The organism is Streptomyces sp. NBC_00984 (assembly GCF_045162475.1).
In the GTDB taxonomy this organism is placed as follows: Bacteria; Actinomycetota; Actinomycetes; order Streptomycetales; family Streptomycetaceae; genus Streptomyces.
The window spans coordinates 320,917-343,738 of sequence record NZ_CP108734.1 but is presented as its reverse complement, the minus strand read 5'-3'; the positions used below and the strand labels follow the sequence as shown (position 1 = coordinate 343,738).

The following is a 22,822-nucleotide window of genomic DNA, read 5'->3' as shown; positions in this document are numbered from 1 at the left end:
TTTGAGTTACCTCCGTAACGTCTTGTGCATGAAAATGCGTTACTCACTCCGCCTGTATCTCACCGGAGCAGTGGCAGCTCGTGCCGGGGACGAGATGTCAGGACCGGCACTGATGCTCGCAGGATTCACACTGGCCGGATCGTCCACCGACGCGTCGTCGCTGCTCGCGGGCATCACGATCTCCGCCGTGGTAGGAGGGCCGGTGCTCGGGGCGCTTCTCGACAGAGCGGGACGGCCGGGCCGCCTGCTGGCAGTGGCCCTCGTCATGTACGCGGCTGGTCTGGGGGTGATCCTCGTAGGGCTCGGCCGCTTGCCGTTCGCCGTCACGATCCTGATCGCCGTGTTCACGGGGCTGCTGGGGCCGGCCCTGTCGGGCGGATGGACGGCTCAACTGTCCCGGGTGGTATCGGGCGACGGCCTGCCCCGGGCGAACGCGCTCGATGCCATGACGTTCAGTGCGGCGAGTCTGGCCGGTCCGGCCCTCGCCGGCGGCATGGCGGAGGTGCTGGGAGCTCCGACGGCCGTGGTGGTCTCCGCGGGGCTCATCTGCTTGGCGCTGCCCGCCGCGTGGATGCTGCCCGGCCACCCCGGTTGGAGGCGGGTCCCTCGGGCAACCTCGGTGATCGGCGACCTTGCTGCCGGAATGCGGGTCATCGTCAGGAGACCGTCCCTTGCCCGAGCGACCCTCAGCTCGGTCGTCTCCTGTGCGGCCCAGGGCATGCTGACGGCCTGCATCGCGCTGCTCGGCGAGCGTGTTCTGGGCGGAGCCGGCCGTGGCGCGATGCTGCTCTCCTGCGCGGCGATTTCCGCCTTGATGGCCAACGCCGTGCTCGCGCGGTTTCCGAGCCCGGTCGCGCCCGACACAATCATCTGGGCCGGTGCCCTTGTCCAGGCTGCCGCGTTGGCCTTGGCCGCTTCGGGTCGGCCAGTCATGCTGATCGCGGCCGCACTGATGGCCGGGATCGGCGAAGGGCCCCAACTGGCCGCCTTGTTCGCAGTACGCCACCGGGAGGCCCCGGAACACCTGCGCGGCCAGATCTTCACCACCGGCGCCAGCTTGAAGATCACCGGATTCGCCATGGGAGCGTCCGTTGCCGGCCCGATTGCGGCCTGGTCCCTTCCCGGCACTCTGATACTCGCAGCGAGTGTGGCGGTCCTCGCGGCATTGGCCTACTTCGTCATCCCGTCGACAACGGTCGACTCGGCCGAGGACCGGGCGACGTCGCATTGAACAGGGCCGAATTTTGAGCGTGTGCCGTGGAAATTCGAGCGGCCACGTCGAATCTCCCAGCACAGCAGTCCGATGGCGGTTGCACCCCGGGGGAGCCGGTGCAGGCGCCGATGGGGCCGCGTACGCGTAGGTCTCCGGCGAAATCGCCGGCGGCGGAGTGATGAGCTGACTGATGAGCTGCGTCCGGTCAGGAGTGTTGGGACGGCTGTCGTGCCGCTCCTTGAGTCATTTGCCCGTCCGAATCGAGGGCGACGACCATGTCGGATTCTTGCCGGACGGCGGGTGGCAGTCGATGTTTGATTGCGCCCATGACCATCACACGGCTGAACAACGCCCACCTCTTCCGCTCTCTGCACACTCCATCCGTACCCCTCGCGCTTGCCAACGCCTGGGATGTTGCGAGCGCCCGCGTCATCGAGGCCGCGGGCGCTCCCGCGATCGCCACCACCAGCGCCGGGGTCGCCTGGTCGCTCGGTTCTCCGGACGGCGACGTCCTTACCCGCGACCGAGCGCTGAAGCTGATCGCCCGGATCGTCGCCGCCGTCGCGGTTCCGGTCACCGCTGATATCGAGGGCGGATACGGGAAGGACGCCGCCGGAGTTGCCGAGACCGTCACCGGGGTGCTCGCGGCGGGCGCCGTCGGCGTCAACATCGAGGACGGCACCCGGCCCCCGACAGAGCTCGCGTCGCGGCTGGCTGCGGCCCGGCAGATCGCGGACCGCGCAGGAGCGGACCTGTTCCTCAACGCCCGTATCGACACGTTCCTGTTCGGGCTCGGTGATCCGGACACCCGACTGAAGGAGACCCTGACCCGGGCCCACATGTACGTTGACGCGGGCGCGGACGGAATCTTTGTCCCCGGCGTCACCGACACCGCCACCATCACGGCGTTGGCCAGGGAGATCTCCGTACCGCTGAACGTCATGGCCGGCCCCGGCACCCCGACCGTTGCCGATCTCGGCGCCCTCGGTGTGGCACGCGTCAGTCTCGGCTCGGGCGTGGCACAAGCCGCCTACGCCGCCGCGCGCCGCGCCGCGCAGGAGCTCTTCGGTACCGGCGCCTACGACTCCCTCGCCGAAGGCATCGCCTTCCCCGAGCTCAACGCACTGCTCTCCGAGCCCCACTGACCGGTTCACCAGCCGACTCCGCTACGTCTACGCTTGGGCCGACGGCATCCACCTCCGCATACGCCTGCAGGAGGCGGAGGCGGAGGCGGAGGTGGAGGCGTGCATGCTCGTGCTGATGGGCTGCGGAGCCTTCGCGAGCAAGGGGCAACGACCGCCCGCCCGGCTTTTCACGGGCACGGCAAATCCGCACCGGTCCTACGATCTTTGCGAGAGCGTGGGGTACCGGCGGCAGAACGAGTACGTCCGATACCGCAAGCCGCTTGCTTGACCGACCGGTCATCGGGCTGTCCAGTCAGCCCGCAGGATGTGACAATGCCTCCGGCCCGTCGGCCGCGCCCACCCGCCCGCACTCGCCCGCGCCTGGGCGATCAGCTGGGTGATCCGCTTCCGCAGCCTGTGCATGGTGGACGGGCCGTGCCGCTGACGACAGGCCCTAGCTCTGCGGGACATCCTTGACGAACACGATGCCGTCGCTGTCCGCCAGGTGGGCCGGGTCCAGAGGGGAGTAGCCGAACCAGGGGGACACGCGCGGCGCGGGCCGCGTGTCGCCGAGGGCGGTGGCCAGCTGCGGGACGTCGATGACGCAGCGGTCCTCGGGGAGCGCGTACAGGAGTCCTTCGACGGTGTCCGGCGGCGGCGTGTCCACTCCCTGGTGCCGGATCGTGCCGAGGGCCGTGGCCACGAAGGCGTACCCCTCGCCGAGCCGGGCGCTCACCAGCGCACCGGCGCTCCACCACTCCAGCGGCATCCCACCCATCCGCATGGTGCTCTTCTCCCGCTGGAGATGGGCGTTGTGGGCGTGGACGAGTGCCGGGCCCCGGGCGGCGAGGGCCAGGAGGTTGTCGGCCATCATCTGGTCCCGCAGGCCCACCAGCCGCGTCATGCGGCTCGGTGAAGTGTCGGCCATCCAGTAGTGGTAACGCAGCAGGCCGGTGGCGGTGCGCCCGTACAGGCGTGCCCGGTCCCAGCCGTCCCGCGACGTCGTCGCGATCAGCTGTGGCGTCTGCGCGTCGAGCAGCGCCACCAGGTCGTCGGCGAGCAGCCGCAGCTCCCTGGCCTCGGCCGACTGCCCCACGGACTGGGCCGGGTCCAGCATCGCGGCGGGATTGGTCCACCGTTCGTCGGTGCCGAGGAGACGGTCGAGCGTTTCCGCGGCGCAGGGGAGCAGGCCAGTGTCCACCCGGGCCGCGAGGCAGTCGTGGAGTGCCGTGAGGGCCTGCCGGGGGCTCGCGGCGCCGGTGATCTCCAGCGGGCCGTCGAAACCGGCGAAGCGGAGCCGCTCGAACGCGGGCCGGCCGTCGTTGTACGCCCGTATCCAGCGCACGAGTTCGCGGTTGGCGGCGGACGCGCCCCAGCCGTGGCTGAATCCGCGTTCCATCACCTCGTCGAGGGTGCCCGTGCCCGAAGTGACGTAGTCGTCCACGGCCAGGCCCATCATGCAGTCGCTCTCGATCGTGATCGTCCGGTAGCCCTCCTGCTCGACGAGCTGTCGGAAGAGCTCGTTGCGCAGGCCGAGCAGAGTGTCCTGCCCGTGGGTGGGTTCGCCCAGGGCGAGCAGCCGGGGCCGGGCCGGGAGCAGCCTCATGACGGCGGCAGCCTCGACGGCATGGGCGGTGCCTCTGATGTCAGTAGCCATGCATTCAACGGTATCGTTGAACCTTCGGTTGAAACTTTCCGATGACATCGACGGGGTCATGGCGCGAAACCTTCAAAACGGTGAACGGCTCAGGCCGGTCGACCTGGCCCGTGGGCACGGTCTGTCCACGCAGGCGATCAGGAACTACGAGGCGGCCGGAATCCTGCCGGCCGCCGGTCGCACACCTCACGGCTACCGCACCTACACCGCGCTCCACGCACAGGCCCTGCGCGCGTTCCTCGCCCTGGTGCCCGGCCACGGCCACCACACTGCGACGTCGATCATGCGGGCGGTGAACGAGGAAGCGGTCGATGAGGCGTTCCGTCTCATCGACGAGAGCCACGCCCAACTCCTCGACGACCGCCGGACCCTCCAAGCCGTGGAGAGCGCCCTCCGCGACCTGGCGCCCACCGCGGCGTTCGAACCCGACGCGGCGGTGTCCGAACCCGACACAGCTGTCCTCGGGCCCGGCGGAACGTTCATCGGACCGTTGGCAAGGAAGCTCGGGATCCGTCCCGCGACGCTCCGCAAATGGGAGCGCGCCGGGCTGGTGAGCCCGCGCCGCGACTCGCGGACCGGATACCGCGTCTACGACGAGGCCGACGTACGCGATGCCCAACTGGCCCATCAGCTCAGGCGGGGCGGCTACCTGCTGGAGCGGATCGCCCCGCTGATCGCCCAGGTGCGGGCGGCCGGCGGGCTGGAGCCGCTGGAGTCCGCCCTGCACGACTGGCGTGGCCGGCTGTCCGCCCGCGGGCGCGCGATGCTGACCGGGGCCGCGGAGCTCGAGGCGTACCTCCGCGAGCGCGGATGAGATTTCGGCCGCCGTCCGAGCTGCGGAAACCGTCGGCAGATGCCGCTCCACGAATTCGACGAAGGCAGCGGACCGGGGTCGGGACGTGCCCCTCGCCGGAGGGCCGCGGGACGCTCAGCGGCTCCGTACGTGACCCGGTGATCACCGTCAGGCCGATGGGCAGGCCCATGGGGCGCCCCGATCGTACGAAAGGTGGGAAGGAAACCGCCAACAGGGCTGGGAAGACAGTTCAGTTGGAAGGCATAAGTGTGTGAGAGCCGATCGGGGAGGGCTACGGGCGGCGTCCCCACGCGGAGATCATAGGGGCGGTAGCGAGGTCGAGGCGTCCGGTGGCGACGTTCGCCAAGTGGCGGTCGATCTCCTCGTCGGTCGCAAGCCCTTCCGCCACCAGGAGGCGGCGGATCTGCCGCACGGTGGCGGCCTCGAGGACGTCACAGGCCGGTGAGGTGATCGGGAAGTAGGCGTCGGCCTGAACGTCCGCAAGACCGGCTTCGCGCAGCAGCCGGGGGAGGGTTCGCCCGTAGGCGAGGTCCGCGCCGCGTGCCGCCATCAAGGCGCGGAAGCCGGATCGCAGTCGGTTCGCGAGCCGTTGTTCGGGCCCGGACTCGTCCGGGCACAGCAACGGCTGCAACCCCGGGTCGGCATCCTCCAGGAGAAGCCAGCCGCCTGGCCGTAGCGCCTGGACCATCCGGCGCAGCGCCTCGGCGCGATCGGTGACGTGTACCAGGACCAGTCGGGCGTGGACGAGGTCGAAGCTGCCGGGCGGCGGCGGGTCGGCCGCCACGTCGTGCCGCAGCACCTCGATCACGCCTCCGTCGACGCCTCGGGTCCATGACACGTCGATGTCGGTGGCGACCACGGTTCCCGTCGGGCCGACCCGCTCGGCCAGCCCGAGGGGTACGGACGGAGCGCCGGCGCCAACTTCCCAGCACCGCATGCCGGCAGCGATTCCGAGCTGGTCGACATGCCGGAACGTCACCGGATCGAACAACTCACCGAGGGCGCCGAAGCGGACTCCTGCTTCTGATTGCTGGTTGTCCAGCAGGTAGCCGTGATCCGTGTTGTGTTCAGCCATGTGGCGATTCTGGCAGAGGGGGCAGCCGCACCCCGTTCGCAGGGTTGTGCCCCGTCCGCCGGTCTTACGGGCGGACCAGTAGAGACTCCGGGGCTGCCGAGGGTCAGGATGGCGTCACCCGACCCGTTTGTCTTCCGCCGCGGGAGTGTTCGCAGCCGCGGCGGAGGAGCAGCCGCGCAGGGGACCTGGTGCTGTCCCGGGGGACGGCGGCCCGTTCTCGACTCTTGCATCGGCGTCGAACACTGGTGGGACCTCGCCGCGCATCTGCACGGCACCGGGCACACGATGGCCGAGCTGCTCATCGAGGGACCCGGCGGTGACCTGGCCGCGTCCTGGGAGCGCACGACGCTAAAGGCTGTCCCCGAGGACGTCACCCTGCACGCCCTCACGATCGGAGTCCACCCGCGCCGACTTGAGCTGGTGATGGAAGCGGCACTGATCCACGACCCGACAGTGTTCGGCGAGCACACCCGGCCGCTCTGGTCGTCCGGGCTCACCCCCGAGCAACTGGCCGAGGGACTGGTCGGACAGCGGTGGCGTGGCCACTTCGGCCAGATGGCCGAGCAGCTCGGCGTCGTGCCGGAGACCGACGGGGCGCTGGCAGCCTTCGCCCGGTGGTCGGGGGTTCCCGAGGAATTCGCCGCCCGGGGCCTCCCGTTGGACCAGCTCACACTGGAGGAACTGACGCACGCCCTGGCGCTGTGGCGGCTCGGCCGGAGCGACCCGACAGCCACACTCCCCGACGGCTCGGACCCCCGCCCGCTCGCACTCCTCGCCCAACGCATCGGAATGCGGACCGACCACGCCCGGGTCTACCTCGACGGCCCCGGCCGGGACACCGGGTCCCTCCCGCTGACAACCCATCTGGAGCTGCGGTACCTGGACTCGTTCCGGACCTCCATACTGTTCACCGACCCCGCCTCCAACACGGCGCCCGCCGCCATCGCGGTGCTCGCACTCGCTGACCACCTAGGAATCGACCCCACGCTGCTGAGTACCATCCCGAACCTCGTCACGGGCAGCAGATGGACCGTCTCCGCCCTGCTCCTGGAGGGCTACGACCCTGCCGACTACGCGGGCTCGGTGTACGACAGCCTCAAGGAACTCGACCTCGAACCCCATGAACTGGCCTGGTTCCAGGGCCACACGGTGACGGCCGAGGACATCGGGCGGTTCTGGCAGTACGTCGAGGACCACCGGGCGACCGACAAGGACCTGGACGCGCTGCTCACCGGCGATCCGCAAGCGGGCCCGGTGGCGGTGCGGAAGTGGGCCGAGCACGAGGCGGAAGCGACCTCCCTGTCCGCGCCCTCCGAATCCGCGCCCGCGCCCCTCAAGTCCTCGTCCGTGCCTCCGTTCGGGCAGACGCAGGACCGGGCGCACCCCTCGTCCACCGTGAGCGGCCCGCCCGAGGCCGCACCGCTCCCCGGACATGGCGATTCGCTGCCCGGCACCCTGCTGGCCCTGGCCAAGCAACTGCGGTCCGCCAGCGCCGAGGACCGGACCGGACTGGCCGACGCCGACCTGTTCCAGGGCGACAGCCCGATCGCACGCAACTCCCGGCTGACCGCTTTCCGTAACGCCGTAACCTCGGCCGCGGCCACCACCGACGTCGATGAGCGGGCCGCCCGCATCGCCTCGGACATCAAGTCGAGCCAGTACTTCACCGACGGCAACACCCGGACGGCGACCTCTGCCGTCTTCGCCACCTACGCCGCGGTCGGCGCCGGCCTCGAGGCCACAGCGCTGGAGGTGTTCGCGGCGATCGGCGAGGCCGAGGTGAACGGGGACTTCGACCTCGCCAAGTGGCTCCGCGAGCGCCGGAAGGACAAGGACGGGCCTGCGGTGGTCCCGTCCGTGGCGGACCTCGAACAGATCAATACCATGGCGGGGCAGTTGGCAGCGGCGGACGCCGCCCTCCAGCGGATCGTGGGGTATTGGCGCGACTACGTCCGCAGACATCCGTCGGACCCGGAGGAGGACCGCCTCGAAGACTTCCTGGGCGAGCTGCTCAACGAGTCGGAGGCCGATTACGACGTGTGGTCGGAGCGCCAGGAGATCGAACGGGCGGTCAAACTCATCCGTCCCGGGGGAAAGACAGGCTTCCTGGACACGGTGGCGCAGCGGCGCGCTCCGGAGGACGGGGACGAGACCCTCGCCGAGGAGATCGAGCGCCTCATGGAAGCGCTCGGGCTGGACGAATGACCGGCACAAACCATCAGCACCACGGATGACGAAGAAGAGGAGTGGCACCAGTGGCAGTCACGGAGACGCAGAGCGGTACCCCCGGCGGCGCCGGCGGGACCGGGCCGGAGGAGGCCGGGGCGCCGACGGTGAGTCCGGCGCGCGCCACGGCGTCCGTCAGCAACGGCGTGATCGGTGCGGACCCGGACGAGTCGGAAGCCGCGTCGGAGAAGAAGCCCGGAGCGAAGCCAGATGCTGACCCCGAGGCTGAGGTCGAGGCTGAGGCTGAGGCTGAGGTCGAGGTCGAGTCGGAGGCCGCGGTCGCGGCCGTAGGGGTGGCCGAGGCCGAAATCGAGCCCGGGACGGCCCCGGAGGGCAAGGTCGCGGCCGGGCCCGAGACAGCGGCGGGCGTCGCCTTCGCGCTGCGGGGGAGCAGTGAGCCCGAGCCCCCGAGGGCCGAGGGCGAGGCGAGGCCGGAGGCGGCCGAGACCTCGTCGTCCGAGGAAGCGGCTGTGTCCACGCCCGCGGCCACCGCAGCCGCCGCCGGCACGGCCGCCGCCCCGGCCGCGGCCCCCAACGCCCGGTTCGCCTGGCTGCGCGCCGGACGGACCGCCACTGCCGTCGCGTCCGGCGGCGGCTCGGGCGACGGCGGGCCGGACGCCGAGGCCGGCGGTGCCTCAGGGAACCCGAACCGGATATCCCGTCCCATGGTCGCCGCCGCCGCGATCGGCGGAGTGGTCCTCCTCGCCGCTCCCTTCATCATCAGCGCCAACTGGGGCGACGACCCGAAGGACAGCAAGAACCACAACGCCGCCGCCGGATACGACGGTCCGAGCACCTCCCCGTCCGGATACGTGCCCAAGGCAGAGCAGGACGGCGGCAAGGCCCCCGGCGCCAAGGCACCGGTCGGCAAGGGCGGACCGGCTTCGAAGGTGCCCCCCGCGCCGGAGAACAACTCCGTCGCCGACTCCGCCGGAAAGGGCAAGGCGGCCGACGAACCGTCACCCGCCGGGAGCCACAAGGCACCCGCCAAGTCGGGATCCGGCTCCAAGGCCGCCACCGGAGGAGCGGCGTCGGGAGCCACCGTCAAATCCACTGCCGTCCAGCAGTTCTCCGCCTACGCGGGCCCGCACTGCTCGGGCTCCGGTGTCTCCTACAGCGAGCATGGCTCGTCCAGGGTCGCCAACGACGACGACCAGTGGACGACCGCGACCGGCGGCTACTCGTCCAACGGCTGCAGCGGCCGGTTCCGCTCGATCCCGATGTCCGGGGACGGCAGCGACGCCGGCAACTACGCGACCTGGTCCTTCACCACCGGCTCCGTCACCTCGGGCACCTGCCGCATCAGCGTGCACATCCCCGGCTCCGGCGACATCCGGCACGTCGGCGGCGCCCCGTCCTACTACACCGTCCACGCCGGGAGCAGCTCCTCCGGGTCGCAGCTCGCGAGCTTCACGATCGACCAGGTCGACCACAACGGGCAGTGGGTCGCGGCCCCGAACGTGAAGATCAGCGCCGGGAGGCTGGCGGTCGTGCTGCACGACCGCGGCAAGGACTGGAACTCCCACGGCTCGACGGACGCACACCACGCGGCGGACGCGGTCTACGTGAGCTGCAGCTGAAGCCCGGCTCCTCCCCGCTCCACGGCCTTGGCTGATGGGTGCTGACGGGCTTCGGCCTGCTGTTGGTCGTGCATGACAGCAGGCTGGAGCCTCTGGTTCCGAGCGGGAGCGGGCGGGAGCGGGCGGCAGCCGTGCACCTCGGAACAGGTGGTCCCAGCGGCATTGCAGTGCGGAGGGGTTCAAGGCGTCGATGCCGGACTTGGCGAAGCCGTGGTGTTGCCGGGCGGCTCGACGCCTCCTGCGCCCTTCCGGGCCCGGGGACGCGCTCAGCGAGGCGGTGTGACGAGCCCCATCTCGTAGGCGGTGATCACGAGCTGGACCCGGTCCCGGGCGCCCAGTTTGGTCAGCAGACGTGACACGTGCGACTTGGCGGTGGCCACCGTGATGAAGAGGTCCTCCGCGATCTCGGTGTTCGACCGGCCGCGCCCGATCAGGGTCAGGACTTCCCGTTCCCGCTCGGTGATGCCGTCGACCGGCCGGGGGGAGCGCTCCGGAACAGCTCCGGGGCGCTGCACGAAGTCCGCGATCAGACGCCGTGTGACACCCGGCGCGATCAGTGCGTCGCCGGCGGCGACCACACGGACCGCCGCGAGGATGTCGTCCAGCGCCATGTCCTTGACCACGAAGCCGCTTGCACCGGCCCGGAGCGCACCGTACACGTAGTCGTCCTCGTCGAAGGTGGTCAGCATGAGAACGCGGGCCGTCGCCGGACCGGCCATGATCCGGCGCGTGGCCTCGATCCCGTCCATGCCGGGCATCCGGATGTCCATCACCACGACGTCGGGGCTGACCTCCCCGACCAGCTGGATCGCCTCGGTGCCGGTGGCGGCCTCACCGACGACCTCCAGGTCGGGATGGTCGGCCATGATCACACGCAGACCGGACCGCACCAATGGCTGGTCGTCGGCGAGCACGACTCGGATCGTCACCGGGCCTCCACCGGAGCGTCGACGGGCTTGGGCAGTGGCAGGCGCGCCGCCACCCGGAAGCCGCCCTCGGGACACGGTCCGGTGCTGAGGTGGCCGTGCAGCAGGCCGACCCGCTCCCGCATGCCGACGAGGCCGAAACCATGGGCCGAGCGGTTCTCGGTGGCGCCGCGCCCGTTGTCGACGACTTCCACGGACAGCTCCTCGTCCCCGTAGCCGACGGTCACCCGGCAGTGCCCGGTGCCCGCGTGGCGGACCACGTTGGTCAGCGCCTCCTGCACGATACGGTAGACGGACAGATCGATCTCGGCCGGCAAGGGCCGCTGCTTCCCGCTGAAATGCACGTCGACACGTACTCCCGCATCCGCGGTCGCCGTCGCGAGCCGTTCGATGTCCGCCAGCCCCGGCGCGGGCGCGAGAGATGCCTGCCCCGAGGTTGCCGCCCCGGGGTCGGCCTGGCGGAGCGCCACCAGAGTGCGCCGAAGGCCCGACAGGGTCTCTCTGCTGGTGGCCTCGATGGCTCGCAGTGCCTCGCGGGCCTCCGCGGGCTGCGTCTGGATGACCCGGCTGCCCATTCCGGCCTGGATGGCGATGATGCCGATACTGTGCGCGATCATGTCGTGCAGCTCCCGCGCGATCCGCAGCCGTTCGGCGGTCACCGCCTCGGCCACTTCCTGCGCACGCAACGCCGACGCGTGCTCGCGTCGCTCGCGACTCAGCAGCCCGATCATGCAGGACGCGCTCATCGCCAGGATGGCGATCACGGCGTTGACGGCCACGTTGTCCCCGTGGGCGAAGCCGCCGATCAGCAGGAGCTGCACGACCAGGGACACGGACACGGCGATGACCGAAACGCGTCGTGTGCGGGTTGCCACGATGAAGCCCAGGACAAGGTCCACCGCCAGATACGACAGAAACTGGCCCTGGTACGACCCCGTCAGGTCCGCATGGGCGGAAGCGGGCGTGAACACCACCACGGCAGTGGATCCGAAGAGCGTCAGGGCCAGAGCCGACAACGGTGCCCTTCGCAGCACACCGACGAGCAGACTCACGGCCAGCAGCGACCCGACAGCGTGCACTGTGCCCGAAGCCCGCGGCGCGCCCCCCAGCAGCAGAACCAGCATGAAGAGGTACAGGACACCCCCGACCCAGGCCATGACCCCTGTCCTGGTCATCGGCGGCATGCGGTCTCTTGAGGAAGGCGGCGATGCGCGACGCACGCAGGCAACGGAGTGGTCGGTGTGACGTCCATGCCGCGAGCCTAGCCAGGTGCCGTCCGCGCGGCATCGGCCCGGGGACGTACGCCCACGGGCCAACCCGGCCGCGCGATTGCCGTCCCCGGCCCGATGTCCGGGCCGGGGCTTCCCGGCAGCGTTGTTCCTGTGATCGAAGTCAACGAGCTCACCAAGCGCTACGGCAGCAAGACCGCCGTCGACCATCTGTCCTTCACCGTGCGGCCGGGCCGGGTCACCGGATTCCTCGGCCCCAACGGCGCCGGCAAGACCACCGCCCTGCGCATGATCCTCGGCCTGGACGCGCCCACCGGGGGCACTGCCACCGTCAGCGGTGTCCCCTTCCGCAGCCACCCGCGCGGACTGCGGCACGTCGGCGCCCTCCTCGACGCCACCCAGGTCCACGGCGGACGCAGCGCCGCCGCCCATCTGTCCGCCCTGGCCCGTAGCAACGGCATCCCGCTGCGAAGGGTGGACGAGGTGCTGCAGGAGGTGGGGCTGGCCGATCCGGCGACCCGCCGCATCGGTGGGTTCTCGCTCGGCATGAAACAGCGGCTCGGTGTCGCCACCGCCCTCCTCGGCGACCCACCCGTGCTGATGTTCGACGAGCCGGTCAACGGCATGGACCCGGAGGGCGTGCTCTGGATGCGCCGCCTCTTCCGGCGCCTGGCGGCCGAGGGCCGCACGGTCTTCCTCTCCAGCCATCTGATGTCGGAGATGGAGAACACGGCCGACCAACTCGTCGTCATCGGCCGGGGGCGGCTCATCGCCGCGGAGCCGGTACGGGATTTCGCGGCCCGCAGCACCCGCCTCAGTGTCCTGGTGGGCACTCCGCAGGCCGCCGAGCTGACAGTGGTGCTGACAGCCGCAGGCGCGTCCGTCCAGCCGGAGAGCCCGGAGCGCGCCGAGAGGCTGGCCGTGACCGGGCTCCCGGCGGACCGGATCGGAGCACTCGCCTTCGAGAACCGGATCATGCTGCACGAGCTGACCACCCGGACCGCCTCACTGGAAGAGGCCTTCATGGAACTCACCGCCGACAGCGTCGAATACCTGGCAGGGCAGCACCGATGACCACATCCACCTCCGTCCCCCCGACCACCTCGTACGCGCCCGCCGCCGGACCGCCCGCCCGCTTCCGCGACCTGATCGCCGCCGAGTGGATCAAGATGCGGTCCCTGCGCTCCACCCCATGGACGCTCGCGCTCACCACCGTGTTCGTCATCGGGTCCGCCGCGGCGGCGGCGCTGGCGGAATACGACGACATCGCGGACTCCGCCCCGAGCCCGCGTCAGCCGCACGACTTCCTCGCCTTCACCGCCTTCCCGCCGGCCGGCTACTGGCTGCTGATGCTCGTCGCCGGCGCCATCGGCGCCGGCACCGTCGTGAGCGAGTACAGCAGCGGACTGATCCGCACCACCACCGCGGCCGTCCCGGCCCGTGGTGGAGTGGTGCTGGCCAAGGCGGTCGTCACGGCCACGCTCTGGACCGCGGTCGGTACGGTCATCTCCTTCGGTTCTTTCCTGGTTTCCCAGGCCATCCTGGACGGGCGGCACGCCGGGGTCCCGATCACCCACCCGGGCGTGGCACGGGCCATGGTGGCGTCCGCCCTGCTGGCCCCGGTCTGCGCGCTGATCGGCCTCGGCCTCGGTGTCCTGATCCGGCACAGTGCCACCACCATGATCACCAGTGTCTTCACGCTACTGATGTTCCCCACACTCTTCTCACAGAGTGAGCTCTGGTCCGCCGACATCAACCACGCGATGCCGGTCACCGCCTGGAAACGCCTGGTCCAGAACTGGCCGCCGGATCCCGATTCCCTCGCGTACACCGCCACCGTCCCCGGCTCCTGGATCGTGTACACGGTGTGGCCGCTCGTCGCGGTCGTACTCGCGGTGGTCGTCGTACGGCGCCGCGACGTGTGAACCCGCGACAGGAAGCAGACAACCAGCCTCCCCCGCACGGACCAAGCCCGCCCAGGACCGGCTCAGCCCCCGCGCATCCGCGGCCGGCCCTGGACCAGCAGCACCCAGGCCCTCGTCCCGCGAGGAAATGCGTCACCTGAGGCTCTGCGCCACGAGCGGTCACGCTTCCTTGTATCTGCTGATACCGCGCGCACTCCACCGCTCCAGGGTCGATCCCGGCCGGGGGAGGGGGAACGATGGGAATGACCAGCCGACGTCACGCAATTCAATGCGAAAACGACCGGCGGCCCGACCGGGGGTCGGCAGCCCAGTTGTTTCTCTGTGGTCCGGATTTCCTCCCGGCAGCGCCGCGATATTCCGTGCCCGGCGTGTGCTCACAGGCGTCGCCGTGCGGCCGATCCTTCCGTGTCCCGCGTGGTCAGTCGACACCGCCCAGGGGCATCGGAGCAGAAGGAGCCTCCGGTGAAATACATCATCAACGAGAAGTTGCGTGCCCCGCCCCAGTCGGCGGCCCGCGTACCGGAAAGGACTTCGGTCTCCGCCGGTGACTGCGGCCTGCTCCTTGTCAGGATCACCATCGGCCTCCTCATGGCAGGACACGGATGCCAAAAACTCTTCGCAATATTCGGCGGTGAGGGTCTCGCCGCAACGGGCAAGGGTTTCGCCGGTCTCGGCTTCCACCCCGGAGAGGTCTATGCCGCCATCGGTGGCGGCTCCGAGCTCCTCGGGGGCCTCGGCCTGGCTCTGGGACTGTTCACCCCACTGGCATCGGCCGCCCTGATCGGCGTGATGATCAATGCCATGGTGACGGTCACCGCGGCACATGGCCTGTGGGAGACAGAAGGCGGCGTCGAGTACAACGTGTGCATCGCGGTCGTGGCGCTGGCCGTCGCGGCCATCGGTCCCGGGCGGTTCGCACTCGACAGACCGTTCCGCTGGGGGAAGGGCGGCTGGCCAGAGGCCGCCTTCGCCCTGGGTGTCGGCGGCCTCGGCGCCGCGATCGTGCTGAGCCTATGAATGCGGGCGGAGGAGACCGACGCCGATCAGGCTGCGGCGAAATCAAGCCGCTGTCTGATCCTGTCGCTGAAAGGGCACCGCGGACGGTTCCCCCGTCCGCGCTGTGCTTCCGGGCGAACGCCCGGACGCCGTCCACCCCGTACGGCAAGGGGCCACAGAGGACGGGGGAGGGGAGGCGACCCCCGTCAGCAACAGTTGTCAGCCACGCCCGTCAGTGACGCCCGCGGGCGTTGAGCCGGGCGGCCTGGCGCGTCAGGTGGTCGCGCTCGGCGAGGTTGGGCGCCTTCTGGGCCGCCTCGACGTACAGCCGTGCCGCCGTCGTCAGGTCGCCGTCGCGCTCGTGGAGGTACGCCGACACCGCGGCGTAGCGGGGCAGTGAGTCGTCCAGTGCCACGAGCGCCGCCAGACCGGCGCGCGGTCCGTCGGCCTCGCCGACGGCCACCGCGCGGTTGAGCCGGACGACCGGGCTGTCGGTCAGGCGCGCGAGCTCGTCGTACCACTCGACGATCTGCACCCAGTCGGTCTCCTCGACGGTGCCCGCGTCGGCGTGGAGTGCCGCGATGGCGGCCTGGGCCTGGAACTCGCCCAGCCGGTCGCGGGCGAAGGCCGCCTGCAGGATCTCGACGCCTTCGGCGATCGACTCCGTGTCCCACCGGCCGCGGTCCTGCTCGGCCAGCGGCACCAGGCTGCCGTCGGGCGCGGTCCGGGCGGCGCGCCGGGCATGGTGGAGCAGTTCAACACGGACCGGCATCCACCCCCGATCCACCGATCCCCCGATCCACCGATCCCACCTCCACCGACCCGAGATGATGGCCCCATGGACGACTTGGTGCAGTTCCTTCGTGACAGGCTCGACGAGGACGAAACCGTGGCACGCACCGCTGGGGGCCAAGAGGCCGACGGGCTCCGCTGGTTGGACCACGGCTCGGGGAACGGTGTGGTGAGTGACGATGCCGGCATGGTGGTCACGTTCAGGACTGGCGCGGGCGACCCGCACGCCGCCGACATCGCACTCCATGACCCGGCCCGCACCCTGCGTGAGGTCGAGGCCAAGCGCGGTCTGCTCAAGCGGTACGAGGAGCCGGAGACGAGTGCGGCGCTGTCGGACTCCGTCAACACGTTCACGGCCGGTGTGGAACGCACGGTCCTCCTTGAGGTCTTCCGCCACCTGACCCTGCCCTACGCCGACCACCCCGACCACCGCGAGGACTGGCGGCCATGAGCATCTGGTCCAGCGTGCCCGGCCCCGACATCCAGGCCCTGAACGGCTTCGATGAGGCCGCTCGCTTCCGAGCCGAGGGCGATCCGTCGATCAGCATCGATGTCGCCACCACGGGCCACCACGACCACATCCGCCTTGCGCTTTACGACGACGGCGAGATGGAGGCGATCCTGTCGCCCGAGGCCGCACGCGCACTGCGCGACAGACTCGACGAGGCCTTGCGCAGCCACTGACCGCATCCGGTGTCGGCCCGGCCCGTACCCATGGACAGCGTCCCCGCTCGCGCTCCATGACGGCGGCGCCGCTCCAGAACAACGCAGCCGGGTGAGCCCGAGCACGTCAGCCCGAGTGGCTGTTCCGCCGTCTGTGTTCATCGCACGGTGAGTGAGGTCTCGGAGTCGACGCGGTTCAGCTTCTCGGGGTTGCGGACGTAGTAGATGCCGGTGATGCGGTCGTTCTCGACATGAACCGTCATGACGCCGTCGACCTCTCCGGCCAGGCGTACGAGGAGAGCCGGGTTGCCGTTGACCACGGTGGGAGCGACGGTGATCGGGCGGTTGTTCTTGCCGAGAGCACCGACCATGTAGCGGGCCACCTTGTTGGCGCCGATGGTCGGCCGCAGTGCGGCCTGTTTGATGCCGCCGCCGTCGCCCACAAAGACGACATCGGGGGCGAGCACGTCAAGGAGGCCCTGCAGGTCCCCGGTCTCGAGTACGCGCTGGAACGACTCCAGGGCCGCCCGGGTCTCACGCGGGGAGACCACCTTGCGGGGACGACGGGCCTCTACGTGCAGGCGGGCGCGGCGCGCGATCTGGCGAACGGCCGCAGGGCTCTTGTCGACGGCGGCCGCGATGTCGTCGTAGCCGACGTCGAACACCTCGCGCAGCACGAAGACGGCGCGCTCGGTCGGCGACAGCGTTTCGAGGACGAGCATCATGGCCATCGACACACTCTCGGCGAGCTCGGCGTCCTGGGCCACGTCCGGCGCGGTGAGCAGCGGCTCGGGCAACCAGGGGCCGACGTACGCCTCCTTGCGGCGTTTCATGGTGCGCAGCCGGTTGAGTGCCTGCCGGGTCGTGATCCGTACCAGGTACGCACGGTGGTCGAGCACCTGCGCCAGGTCGACCTTGACCCACCGCAGCCAGGTTTCCTGGAGGACGTCCTCGGCGTCGGCCGCCGATCCGAGCATCTCGTAGGCGACGGTGAAGAGCAGGTTGTGGTGGGCGACGAAAGTCTCGGTAGCCGGGTCGGTGACGTGGTCGCTCATATCCCGACCTCCTTCCCTCGCGGCCGACCCTGGTTGCCGACCGCCTTGAAGCGTGCATCCACAGCAAGGTCCTTCCCTATCGGTGCTGTTGGATTCTGACTCACCTGGTTTGTGCGATCGAGAGCGGGACGTCACCCGGCGCACGACGCTAGGCAGTCCGTTCAGCGGTGGCGGGCGCCTCGCCGCGACCGGCCTGCAGCAGCTGACGGCTCCTGCCACTTCCTGAGACGCGGTGCAAGCTGTACGAACCGGGCTTGCCTGCCTCGTCGGCCATGTGCTTGACGATGCCCTTGCACACGAGCTCCTTGAGTTTCGCGCCAGGGCGACCATCGATGTGGAACCACAACGCGACGTCGTAGCTGTGGGCGAACTGGAAGATACCGTCGCGTCGGCCCAGGCTGATGCACTGGGCGGCGAACGCCTGATTGAGGGGCGTGGGCTGCTCACCCGCGATCCGGCTGAGCACTGTGTCGGCGGCCCGCGCGCCCAGAGGCATCGCGGCCTGGCAGCTCATCCGCAGCGGCAGGTCCGACGGCGCCGCCGAGTCGCCGGCCGCGACGATGCGTACATCGTCCACGCTGGTCAACGTCTCGTCCGTGAGCAGGCGGCCCAGGGCGTCGGTGCTCAGCCCGCTGCGCACGGCCAGGTCCGGCACGCCGAACCCTGCGGTCCAGATGGTCACCGCGCTCGGCAGCTTGCGGCCGCCGCTGAGCTGCACAGCATCGCGGGTCACCGCCGTCACCTTCGTGTCGGGGCCGTCGAGCACGGTCACACCGAGTTTGGTCAGCCGCCTGGCGACCGAGCGTCGACCCCGCGGGTGCAGGTACGGGCCGAGCATCCCTCCGCAGAGCAGGGTCACGGTGCGGCCCGCCTCCGCCAGCTCGGCAGCGGTCTCGATGCCGGTCGGACCGGCTCCGACCACTGTCACCGCGGCCGTCGCGGGCGCGGCGTCGAGTACCGGCCGCAGCAGCCTCGCGTCCTCCAGGGTGGCGATCGGGTAGGCGAACTCGTCCGCCCCGGGCACGCGCGGTTCGGCGCTGCCACTGCCCACCGCGTAAACCAGATAGTCGTAGCCGACCGTGCCGCCACTCGCCAACGTCACGTTGCCTTCGGCCGCGCCGATCCGGGTCACGGTGTCGACCATCAGACGGACACGCTCGCCCAGGACCTCTCGGTAGTCGACGACCGCGTCGTCGGACCCTCCCACCAGTTGGTGCAGGCGGACCCGATGGACAAAGGACGGGCGGGGGTTGATCAGCGTCACGGTCACGTCGCCGCGCTGCGTCAGACGATTGGCCGCCATGACGCCGGCGTATCCGCCGCCGATCACGACCACATCGGTGTACTCAGTCATGGTGTCTCCTCCGGTTCCAGGTGTTCGGCCTCAAGACACCACCTGATCGACCCCTGTGACGGCATGTGAGGCAGATCACTTCACGGGTGTGGCAGTCTCGATGGATTCCGGCCCGACCGCCGGGGCGTCACCGGCGCCCTCATCTGCTCGGCCGGTGTCACCGTCGCGAAGCCGGCGACGACCAGAGGTCGGCCATAACAGAAGCGAGGGCCCGGCGGCGCCGCTCGGCCGGTACCCGGACCGCAGCGTCAGGATCACCCTCCACGCGGTGGCGTGCGCCTGGACCTCTATCGCCTCGCGGACGAAGCGGTGGACCGTCGTCGCGGCGCTGGGACACGAACCGTCCTGGAGGTATTCGACACGGACTGCACCGTAGCCGGAGTGCAGTACGAGGTCGCCGCCCCGTTGAAGCCCCGGCCCACCGGCGTGCGCTCGGGGACCGGGACGGAGCGGCGATGGCCGGTCAGCGGCTCTGCTTGAGGCAGGTCCGGTCCCGTGCGGACAGCTTTCCTGTGGCCAGGTACCGGTTGACCTCGTTGTCCACGCAGGCGTTGCCGTACTGGCCGTAGATCGCGTGCCGGTTGGCACCCTTGAGAGTGAGCAGCTTGGAGCTCGGCAGCAGGTTGTGCAGTGCCACGCTGCCCGTGTACGGGGTGCGCGGGTCGCCGGTGGCGGCCACGATCAGCGCAGGGGTGTCGTGACGCACCTGGGTGGGCCTCTCGCGGGGCCGGTCCCAGAAGGCGCACGGCCCTATGTTGTTGGTGAGAGGGCCGAACAGCGCGTGCGTGGCCCGGCTGCGTCCGATGTCCCGCCAATATTTTTCGGGGTTGCGAGGCACGGAGACATCGCCGCAGAGGATCGCGGACTGCACACTGCCGTTGCGTGATCCCTGGTCGGTGAGCGCGCCCCGCAGCATCGCGGCGAACTGCGGCGAAAGCTGGGTGGGTTGACCTGCTGCAGCCCTTGCGAGCACGGACATCTGATCCCCGGCCGCAGCCCGTGCCTCATCGGTGTCGTCAGCGGTCCCGGAGAAGACCACGAAGGGCACCTGGGTGTCGTCGAGCCGGAACGTATCCGCGCCGGTGCCGATGGTCAGAGGGTGGCGCGCGGAGGCCGCGACGACGCGGTCGATCGTGGCGAGCACCTGTCCGCGCGTGCGACCGAGACCGTAGACGCCGTGTCGCTGCGCCGCCCAGGTGGCCCAGTCGGCGAGGGCCTGATCGTTCTCGCGCTCCACGCCGCGCATCAGCCGCGGGTTGTAGCGGCGCGGATCCAGTGCCCCGTCGAGGACCACCCGGTCGTAGCGACGGGGGAACATCTGGGTGTAGACCGTGCCCAGGTAGGTGCCGTAGGACCAGCCCAGATAGGAGACCTTGCGCTCGCCGAGCGTGCCCCGGATGACGTCCATGTCGCGGGCCGTGTTGCGGGTGGTGACGTACGGCAGCACGGACGCGCTGGTGGCCCGGCACTTGTCGGCCAGGCCCTTCTGCAGGGCGACCTGGCGCTCGAAGCCCGCCCGGCCTTGACCGGCCGAGAACACGGAGGAACCGACGGGCCAGTCGCAGTCGAGCGGGGCGCTGCGGCCGACGAAACGCGGGTCGAAGCCGATGACGTCGTAGCGCGCACCGGTCTCCTTCATCATCTGGCGAACGAGCGGGGCGTAGCCGAGGGCGGGCCCGCCCGGCCCTCCGGGGTTGAACAACAGCGAGCCGACCCGGTGACGGGTTTCGGTGGCAGCGAGCCGCGAAATCGCGACCTTGAGGGTACGGCCCCGGGGATCGGCGTAGTCGAGCGGGACGGTCACGTCGGCGCAGCGTGCACCGGCCTTCTCCAGATCACGACCCGTGGCATCGTCCGGGCCCAGGACGCAACTGTGCCAGTCGAGGCGCTGGTGGTAAAAGCGGTCGAGGCCCGTCCCGGCCGTCACCGCAGCGCCGTCGCGGCCCGCTGCTGTCGCCGTCGCGCCGGGCAGCGCGGTGAAGCAGGCGGTGAGGGCGAGGCCCACGGCCGAGGCGCGGCGCACGGCTGCGCTGATGGTGGTCACACGGTCTCCTTGAGTGGTGCGTGAGGCAGCGGGACAGAAGGTGGTGGCGAGCAGAGCGTGGCGGCTCGGTCCGACCTGTCCGGGGCCGCACAAGGGGGTCAGGGAACACGGAGCGCGTCCTCAGCCGCCCGCTGCCCCGGCTGTTCTCGTCATGCGGGCCAGCCTTTCAAAACCACACGTCGTTGGCCGATCCCGCGATCGTGGTTGCCGCACTGCACCGCTTCGGCGCCCGTCCGGTCATCATGGCGGCCGCAGGGCTGTGGCGCGTACCGCTCCTCGGTCGCGCGCTCGCCCGCGAAGGACACATCCCCGTCGTCCGCGGAGATCGGCGCGCCGCGGCCGCGCTGGACATCGCGGCAGAAGCGCTCGAACAGGGACGACTGGTCCTCATCTACGCCGAGGGGGGCCTGCCCCGCCGCAGGGACGCTGCGGAAGCGGCACCCGGCACCTTCCGCAGCGGTCTGGCCCGGCTCTCCGAGCGCACCGGCGCCCCCGTCATACCCGTGGGCCAGGCCGGCGCCCGTCGGATTACCTCGGGCAGCACCGCCAAGCAGCTCGTCGGCCTGGTCACAGCGCCTCTGCGCCGACCGGACCTCCACGTGCACGTGGGCACGCCACTGGAGCTGACCGGCGACCGCGCCGTTCGGACGGCGCAGGCCCGTACCGCGGTGACCAACGCGTGGCGGACGGCGGCTGCCCACCTGCGCGAGCCCGCCGCGCTCACCGCATAGTTCCTGGTGGTCGCTATCAGGTCCCTGTCGTCGACCCGGAGCCTGTGCGCGACCGGTCCAGCCCGCCGTCGCCGCTCCGCCACACGTTGTCGGCGTGCTGGTCGTAGCGGGAGGCGAGCTCTGCCCCGGGCGAGGCCGGAGTAGTAGCCGCGCACCGGCACAGGCCCCGTTCTCGCTACGACAAGCGATCCCGCCACTACCAGACCGTGGTCGCCCTCGCTGCCTCGGAACAGGATTCCACGGAATCCTGTCGCGCTCCGGGCGCGGAGCCGAAAGGATGCGGCTCATGGCTGACGATCTCTTGCTCTTTCGTGCCAGGGAGTTGTGGGTGGAGCTGGCGGGCACACCGGTCGAGTTCTGTCCGTCGGGAGGGGCGCAAGTTGTGGTCGCGCCCGGATCTCGGTTGTGTCCGCCGTCGTGGACCGCGGTCGTGCGGATCGGTGGCGCAGCCATCGTCACTGCTCCGAGCGTGCGGGCCGCAGGGATGGTGGCCGACGCAGTGCGGACGATGTCCCAGGAAGAGCTTTTCGACATTGCCTGTCTGCGAGCGGTGCTACCTGTGCTCGATGTCCTCGGACCGGCTTCGCTCTTCTATCTGGACCGGGAGGGCTTTCTTCCTGCGTATGAAGGCGCCGGGGTCGAGCAGTTGCCGGTCGGTGACGGCAGCCTGGCCGCGCTGCTGGCCCTGGCCGGGGAGGAGGAGGCCGGTGAGAGTGGTCTGGAGGACATATCCTCTCCTGCCTTCTGTATTCGGCGGGGTGACGAAGTGGTGGCCGCGGCCGGGTACCGGTCCTGGCCGCGGTCGGTGGCCCAACTGAGTGTGCTGGTTGCCCCGGACTGTCGAGGCCGACGCCTGGCGCGGGCCGTGGCGTCCGCTGCAGTGGCACATGCCCTTGACGCCGCGTTGCTGCCGCAGTGGAGAGCACGGCCCTATTCATCGCGACGTGTGGCTGTGGCGCTGGGGTTCCGGGAGCTGGGTGCCCAGCTAAGCGTTCGGCTCGGCGATTCCCTCGTCGATTGAAGCCGGTAAGGAAGGACCTCTGTACGCCTCCTCCGCGAATGCCATGTCGTATGAGAGCAGCGAGCCCAACGCTTTCCAGCAGCGCGGCAACAGCTCAGGTGAGTAGCGTGCGCTTGCCGACTACGCTGGGCGACGCCCCGCAGCTCATTCCGGTCATGGAACGCATCCGCGGCGGCCGCCTCAGCAGCGGCTCGTGGAAGTACAAGCGCACCCGCGCCACTTCCACCACCGACCATGCCCACCCGACGGCCGTCTCGAAGAGTGCGTCGATCACACCGCTTCCGCGGTACTCGGGGCGAACGAAGACGCCGACGTCGTGTGCCTGGCGCTGCTGGACGGTCCTGCCGCATACGTCGCCGCTGCCCGCGCCCTGAATCAGCACAGTCAGTGTGCTGCT

20 protein-coding genes and 2 pseudogenes are annotated in these 22,822 nt (G+C 70.3%); 13 read left to right on the top strand and 9 right to left on the bottom strand.

The features are described from left to right. The first annotated feature begins 28 nt into the window (after positions 1-28). From OG520_RS01615 to OG520_RS01605, 3 genes and pseudogenes are all read left to right on the top strand, one after another. Positions 29-1,231, top strand: coding sequence for an MFS transporter (locus OG520_RS01615; RefSeq protein WP_406011883.1), 1,203 nt, complete (start codon positions 29-31; stop codon positions 1,229-1,231). A 308-nt stretch (positions 1,232-1,539) separates the two neighbouring features. Continuing rightward, entirely contained in the window at positions 1,540-2,358 is an 819-nt protein-coding gene (locus tag OG520_RS01610) for an isocitrate lyase/phosphoenolpyruvate mutase family protein (protein WP_406011882.1), read from the top strand. Between the two features lie 114 nt (positions 2,359-2,472). Next, positions 2,473-2,626: pseudogene (locus tag OG520_RS01605) on the top strand (GNAT family N-acetyltransferase); the annotation flags it as partial. A 165-nt stretch (positions 2,627-2,791) separates the two neighbouring features. On the opposite strand, the gene OG520_RS01600 reads toward OG520_RS01605, so the two are convergent. Continuing rightward, on the bottom strand, positions 2,792-3,994 hold the full coding sequence (locus tag OG520_RS01600) for an erythromycin esterase family protein (protein ID WP_406011881.1): 1,203 nt from the start codon (positions 3,992-3,994) through the stop codon (positions 2,792-2,794). A gap of 58 nt (positions 3,995-4,052) precedes the next feature. Here OG520_RS01600 and OG520_RS01595 point away from each other — a divergent pair, with 58 nt between their 5' ends. Next, on the top strand, positions 4,053-4,808 hold the full coding sequence (locus OG520_RS01595; RefSeq protein WP_406016396.1) for a TioE family transcriptional regulator: 756 nt from the start codon (positions 4,053-4,055) through the stop codon (positions 4,806-4,808). Positions 4,809-5,079: 271 nt separating this feature from the next. Here the strand turns inward: OG520_RS01595 and OG520_RS01590 are convergent, their stop codons facing one another. Beyond that, positions 5,080-5,883 (bottom strand): methyltransferase domain-containing protein, encoded by an 804-nt coding sequence (locus OG520_RS01590; RefSeq protein ID WP_406011880.1) that lies wholly within the window; start codon positions 5,881-5,883, stop codon positions 5,080-5,082. Between the two features lie 285 nt (positions 5,884-6,168). Here OG520_RS01590 and OG520_RS01585 point away from each other — a divergent pair, with 285 nt between their 5' ends. Together OG520_RS01585 and OG520_RS01580 are read left to right on the top strand one after the other, a co-directional pair. Further along, positions 6,169-8,088, top strand: a complete 1,920-nt coding sequence (locus tag OG520_RS01585; RefSeq protein ID WP_406011879.1) for a hypothetical protein — start codon at positions 6,169-6,171, stop codon at positions 8,086-8,088. Positions 8,089-8,138: 50 nt separating this feature from the next. Further along, the gene (locus OG520_RS01580; protein WP_406011878.1) at positions 8,139-9,689 is read left to right on the top strand and encodes a hypothetical protein; all 1,551 of its coding nucleotides are present in this window, start codon (positions 8,139-8,141) and stop codon (positions 9,687-9,689) included. 266 nt (positions 9,690-9,955) lie between these two features. On the opposite strand, the gene OG520_RS01575 is transcribed toward OG520_RS01580, so the two are convergent. Continuing rightward, a complete protein-coding gene (locus OG520_RS01575; protein WP_406011877.1) occupies positions 9,956-10,618 on the bottom strand; it encodes a response regulator in 663 nt (220 codons plus the stop codon). After that, a complete protein-coding gene (locus tag OG520_RS01570) occupies positions 10,615-11,772 on the bottom strand; it encodes a sensor histidine kinase (protein WP_406011876.1) in 1,158 nt (385 codons plus the stop codon). Before OG520_RS01570 ends, OG520_RS01575 begins: the two co-directional genes overlap by 4 nt. 225 nt (positions 11,773-11,997) lie before the next feature. Between OG520_RS01570 and OG520_RS01565 the strand changes: the two genes are divergently transcribed. The 3 genes from OG520_RS01565 to OG520_RS01555 all read left to right on the top strand — a co-directional run bounded on the left by OG520_RS01565 (position 11,998) and on the right by OG520_RS01555 (position 14,786). Beyond that, a complete protein-coding gene (locus OG520_RS01565; RefSeq protein WP_406011875.1) occupies positions 11,998-12,918 on the top strand; it encodes an ATP-binding cassette domain-containing protein in 921 nt (306 codons plus the stop codon). Next, positions 12,915-13,769, top strand: coding sequence for an ABC transporter permease subunit (locus tag OG520_RS01560; RefSeq protein ID WP_406011874.1), 855 nt, complete (start codon positions 12,915-12,917; stop codon positions 13,767-13,769). The genes OG520_RS01565 and OG520_RS01560 overlap by 4 nt, the downstream gene beginning before the upstream one ends. Before the next feature lie 486 nt (positions 13,770-14,255). Continuing rightward, complete coding sequence (locus OG520_RS01555) at positions 14,256-14,786, top strand: DoxX family protein (RefSeq protein WP_406016395.1); 531 nt, start codon at positions 14,256-14,258, stop codon at positions 14,784-14,786. 211 nt (positions 14,787-14,997) lie between these two features. On the opposite strand, the pseudogene OG520_RS01550 reads toward OG520_RS01555, so the two are convergent. Further along, a pseudogene (locus OG520_RS01550) lies at positions 14,998-15,519 on the bottom strand (DUF6596 domain-containing protein); the annotation flags it as partial. An 84-nt stretch (positions 15,520-15,603) separates the two neighbouring features. Between OG520_RS01550 and OG520_RS01545 the strand changes: the two are divergent. Both OG520_RS01545 and OG520_RS01540 read left to right on the top strand, forming a co-directional pair. Next, positions 15,604-16,008 (top strand): DUF6221 family protein, encoded by a 405-nt coding sequence (locus OG520_RS01545; protein WP_406011873.1) that lies wholly within the window; start codon positions 15,604-15,606, stop codon positions 16,006-16,008. Next, entirely contained in the window at positions 16,005-16,241 is a 237-nt protein-coding gene (locus OG520_RS01540) for a hypothetical protein (protein WP_406011872.1), read from the top strand. Before OG520_RS01545 ends, OG520_RS01540 begins: the two co-directional genes overlap by 4 nt. A 137-nt stretch (positions 16,242-16,378) precedes the next feature. On the opposite strand, the gene OG520_RS01535 is transcribed toward OG520_RS01540, so the two are convergent. The 3 genes from OG520_RS01535 to OG520_RS01525 form a co-directional block, all read right to left on the bottom strand. Further along, positions 16,379-17,275: an RNA polymerase sigma-70 factor gene (locus OG520_RS01535; RefSeq protein ID WP_399330780.1), complete on the bottom strand. Its 897-nt coding sequence runs from the start codon at positions 17,273-17,275 to the stop codon at positions 16,379-16,381. A 148-nt stretch (positions 17,276-17,423) separates the two neighbouring features. Next, positions 17,424-18,629: an NAD(P)/FAD-dependent oxidoreductase gene (locus OG520_RS01530; RefSeq protein ID WP_406011871.1), complete on the bottom strand. Its 1,206-nt coding sequence runs from the start codon at positions 18,627-18,629 to the stop codon at positions 17,424-17,426. Between the two features lie 463 nt (positions 18,630-19,092). Beyond that, on the bottom strand, positions 19,093-20,673 hold the full coding sequence (locus OG520_RS01525; protein WP_406011870.1) for an alpha/beta hydrolase: 1,581 nt from the start codon (positions 20,671-20,673) through the stop codon (positions 19,093-19,095). Between the two features lie 20 nt (positions 20,674-20,693). Here OG520_RS01525 and OG520_RS01520 point away from each other — a divergent pair, with 20 nt between their 5' ends. Both OG520_RS01520 and OG520_RS01515 read left to right on the top strand, forming a co-directional pair. Then, entirely contained in the window at positions 20,694-21,404 is a 711-nt protein-coding gene (locus OG520_RS01520) for a lysophospholipid acyltransferase family protein (protein WP_406011869.1), read from the top strand. A 286-nt stretch (positions 21,405-21,690) separates the two neighbouring features. Then, positions 21,691-22,425, top strand: coding sequence for a GNAT family N-acetyltransferase (locus OG520_RS01515; RefSeq protein ID WP_406011868.1), 735 nt, complete (start codon positions 21,691-21,693; stop codon positions 22,423-22,425). A gap of 94 nt (positions 22,426-22,519) precedes the next feature. On the opposite strand, the gene OG520_RS01510 is transcribed toward OG520_RS01515, so the two are convergent. Next, entirely contained in the window at positions 22,520-22,807 is a 288-nt protein-coding gene (locus OG520_RS01510; protein WP_406011867.1) for a hypothetical protein, read from the bottom strand. Between the last annotated feature and the right edge of the window lie 15 nt (positions 22,808-22,822).